Origin of the sequence: Legionella tunisiensis (assembly GCF_000308315.1) — a bacterium.
Classification (GTDB): Bacteria; Pseudomonadota; Gammaproteobacteria; order Legionellales; family Legionellaceae; genus Tatlockia; species Tatlockia tunisiensis.
Genome location: NZ_CALJ01000011.1, coordinates 1 through 3,667, shown reverse-complemented (window position 1 = coordinate 3,667; position 3,667 = coordinate 1). Strand labels below are relative to the sequence as shown.

Sequence of the window (3,667 nt, the reverse complement as noted above, 5' to 3'; positions counted from 1 at the left end):
AAAATAATGTTGGTGATTTTAATCATTAGGTTGGCTCAAATTAAGATCTCAATCGTTTTCATCGATTTAAAAATAATGGCCTTAATTCCAGCCTTTCTTGCTAGATTAAGGAACAAAACAGCTTATAATGCCAAGCATGTCTCTCTCCCTGTACTACAATAGAGAATTATATAAGGATTTCTTTAAATGACCAATGAATTTGGCGATAAGATAAAAAAGGGTTATGACAATATAGCCGATGTTTGGAATGAAAAACGGGAATGGTATATAGAACAAGAATCTATTGATGAGGCTATCTCACATCTGGAAAAAGGCGCCTCTATTTTAGATGTTGGGTGTGGTTCTGGTAAACCTATTGCAGCATATCTCCTTTCTAAAAGGTTTGATGTGCATGGAATTGATATTTCAGCAAACCAAATTGAGTATGCAAAAAACATTATTCCGAAAGATAAACTTTTTGTTGCTGACATCTTCTCATTCTCAACAACCATTATCTTTGATGCCATTATTTGCTGGTTTACTATATTTCATATCCATGCAAATCAACATCCAGAAGTATTAAAAAAACTTCATTTTTTATTAAAACCTAATGGTATACTATTAATCACCTTTGCAGATACTAGTATAGAACCTGAAGGCACCGACTTGACCATAATCGATGAACATACTATTGAATCTGAAATGTTTGGTGAACGCTTTTACCATAGCGGCAATCCTGCTCCCATTAATAGCGAAATCGTAAAATCTGCTGGTTTTAAAATAATTAGCGATAAATTTGATCAGCCTGGAAATCAAGTCATTTTGGCGATGAAAGAATAAAAGGTAAATAACCATGGCTACTCCAACTTCAACTGTATCGAATTATGGTGAATGCGCCATCTATCTGGAGGAAGCGAATAACCCAGAAATAACTGAAATGCTTTCTGAAAAGTTAAAAGCTTATAATGAGTCTAAAATTGGGAAATACAGCCACTTGCCTTACACCATTTATATTAAATCAGATGACGGTTCTAAAGTAATTGGTGGTTGTAATGGGGACATCACTCTGACCAATTGTTATGTCGATTGCATTTGGGTTGATGAGGAGTACCGAAAACATGGGATTGGTCTTAAGTTAATGAACACTTTAGCAGCATACGCCAAAAATGCGAATTGCGAAGTCATCACTATTGAAACAGCAGATTTTCAAGCCAAAGATTTTTATGAAAAAGCGGGATTTTCAATTATATCAATAACAGAACATAATTGTTTTCTTGGGCACAAGGTGTATTTAATGAGAAAGACCCTATAAAGATAATTACGTTTAGATCTTCAAATGAGTAATATTAAATTCTCAGTAGATAATAATTCGAGTGTTAAAAACAATGATATTTTAAAAATGGGATTATTAGTATCCCATGAAGCGTATTAGGGCAGATGGTTTGAGGCTTTATTGTAATGGATTGTTAGTGATTGGAAATTTATGCGTCAATCTTGATAAATCCTCAGTGATGCAGAAGAATATCATTTAGCGATGGTTCAATCTTCAATCTTTGATACTATTTCCGTAAATATTATATTTGATAGAGAATCAATGGAGGCTCTCAGTGGACTCTGGATTAGTTAGTGCCAAAAAATCTGATATTAAGGCTATTAATGAATTAATGCGCAAATCTAAGTCCTATTGGGCCTACGACGATGAATTTATGAATAAATTTATGAGCCATTTTCAAGTGACGCCAGCTTCTTTTGATAAAGGAATAACAAAACTATTATATGATAAGCAGGCTACTGGAAAACAAACTCTGGTAGGGTTTTATAGTCTCAGTGCAGATAGTAAAAATTATCTTGAGCTGGATAATTTTTTGTTCATCCAGATTTTATTGGTAAAGGATTCGGAAAAAATTATGGCTTTGCCTGTTGGAGACCATTAATAGGCTTGGTAAGAAAGAATTTATAGTTTGGAGCGATCCTTTTGCGGAAGGATTTTATGAAACAATGGGCTGCGAGAAAATTGGTACCCGTGAATCACCTATGATGCCTGGTAGGCACCCAGCACTGTTTAAGTTTTTACTGTAATACGCTCTTTTGGTAATGGTGGGTTATTATCATGTGTTACTATGGCGGGATTATTTCGGAAAGAAAATGCATCTACTACAGATGAATGAGATTGAAACAATTCACTTATTCCTTCGTCGTCCGATTAAAGAGGATAGTTTTACTTTAGGTACTCTCTGGCGCAATAAAAAAGTTCGAGAATTTCTTGGTGGCATTGTTTCTGAGGATCTAATTGAGCAAAAAATAGCTGAGGTAGATAACCATTGGGAATTGCATCAATTTGGTCTATGGACTGTATATGAAAAAACTCCAATCAAGTGGCTGGTTTGTGTGGATTACACCATTCTGAGGATGGAATAGAAATTTCCTATATGTTCTTTCCTCAATTTTGGGGACAAGGATTTGCCAGTGAAGCTGTATTTGCAAGCATTGATAATGGCTTTAACATTATTAAAATTGATGAAATTATTGCGATTACTCAAAAAGCAAATTTAAAATCATGTCGCCTTCTTGATAAGTTAGGTATGGAACATATCAAAAATTTTGAGCGATTTAATGCTACTCAGGTGAAATATAGACTATTGCAGACGCAATGGCGGAATAACTTCATATGTATTAATGGTGCAAGATGAAAGAGCAAAGTCTCATAGGAAAAACCTATCACACTATCTGGCAGGCGGACCCAGCTATTTCTAAGAAAATTTTGAATTATTACACTTTATCGCTAGCAAATCGATATAGATAACGAAGGATACAGATGACTAAATTATATTTCATTGGTGGCGCAAGCGGCAGCGGCAAAACTGCCATCATGAATGAGCTACAAAATATTTTAGGTGATAAAATCAAAGTATACGATTTTGATGATATTGGAGTGCCGGAAGGCGCTGACAAAAAATGGCGGCAGGAATCAACTGCAAAGTGGCTTCAAAAATTATTAAATGAAGGCAAAGATGCCTGTTTGCTTGGTCAGATTGTTTTAGGGGAAATACTAGCATGCCCTTCAGCTAATCAGATAGATAAAGTTAATTTCTGTCTTTTGGATGTTAGTGATTTTCAGAGGATTCAACGGCTGAAAAAACGTAGCACTTATGGCGCAGATCAAAATATGCTTAACTGGTCTGCATGGCTACGAATGCACCATCAAGATCCCAAATGGACGCAACATGTGTTGAAAGAAAATTGTTGGGATGGTTTAGATTTTAGCAGCTGGGATCAGTTGGAAAGTTGGGATGATAAGGCCAGCATTGAATTGCTGGAAACCACAAATTTTTCTATAGAAGATGTTGCCAGAAAAGTTACTGATTGGATTAATAGAAAACCTCGCAGCGTAAATCTCATTAACGATAAACTTTATAATGAACTAAAAAACTTGAAGAGTCTTTATGGCTGGAGGAAACTCGATTCGATAACCAATATATGGATAAGGTTCTTGATCCTTCTTTTTTGAATATGGTCGGTCAGGTAAAAGCTACACAAGAGATGAAACTATGTCCCATCCGTATCAAACAATCGGTGCTAAAATTCCCTTAGAAAACTTTAAAGTACATGATGTTTTAGACAATGTGAAATTGATAACTTATATCAGTGAAGTGGGACCTGAAAAGCTTCGTGGGAATCGAAGCTCTTT

6 protein-coding genes are annotated in these 3,667 nt (G+C 35.3%); all 6 read left to right on the top strand.

Features of this window, described 5'->3' with window-relative positions; translation table 11 throughout:
• Window positions 1-186 precede the first annotated feature (186 nt).
• Entirely contained in the window at window positions 187-819 is a 633-nt protein-coding gene (locus tag BN58_RS20870) for a class I SAM-dependent methyltransferase (protein ID WP_019215219.1), read from the top strand.
• Between the two features lie 13 nt (window positions 820-832).
• Window positions 833-1,291: a GNAT family N-acetyltransferase gene (locus BN58_RS00820; protein ID WP_019215218.1), complete on the top strand. Its 459-nt coding sequence runs from the start codon at window positions 833-835 to the stop codon at window positions 1,289-1,291.
• Window positions 1,292-1,559: 268 nt separating this feature from the next.
• Complete coding sequence (locus tag BN58_RS00815) at window positions 1,560-1,913, top strand: hypothetical protein (RefSeq protein ID WP_156812290.1); 354 nt, start codon at window positions 1,560-1,562, stop codon at window positions 1,911-1,913.
• Between the two features lie 226 nt (window positions 1,914-2,139).
• The gene (locus tag BN58_RS00805; protein ID WP_019215215.1) at window positions 2,140-2,397 is read left to right on the top strand and encodes a GNAT family N-acetyltransferase; all 258 of its coding nucleotides are present in this window, start codon (window positions 2,140-2,142) and stop codon (window positions 2,395-2,397) included.
• On the top strand, window positions 2,355-2,669 hold the full coding sequence (locus tag BN58_RS20865) for a GNAT family N-acetyltransferase (protein ID WP_083852068.1): 315 nt from the start codon (window positions 2,355-2,357) through the stop codon (window positions 2,667-2,669). The genes BN58_RS00805 and BN58_RS20865 overlap by 43 nt, the downstream gene beginning before the upstream one ends.
• Window positions 2,670-2,794: 125 nt before the next feature.
• Window positions 2,795-3,487, top strand: a complete 693-nt coding sequence (locus BN58_RS00795) for a DEAD/DEAH box helicase family protein (RefSeq protein WP_019215213.1) — start codon at window positions 2,795-2,797, stop codon at window positions 3,485-3,487.
• Window positions 3,488-3,667 lie beyond the last annotated feature (180 nt).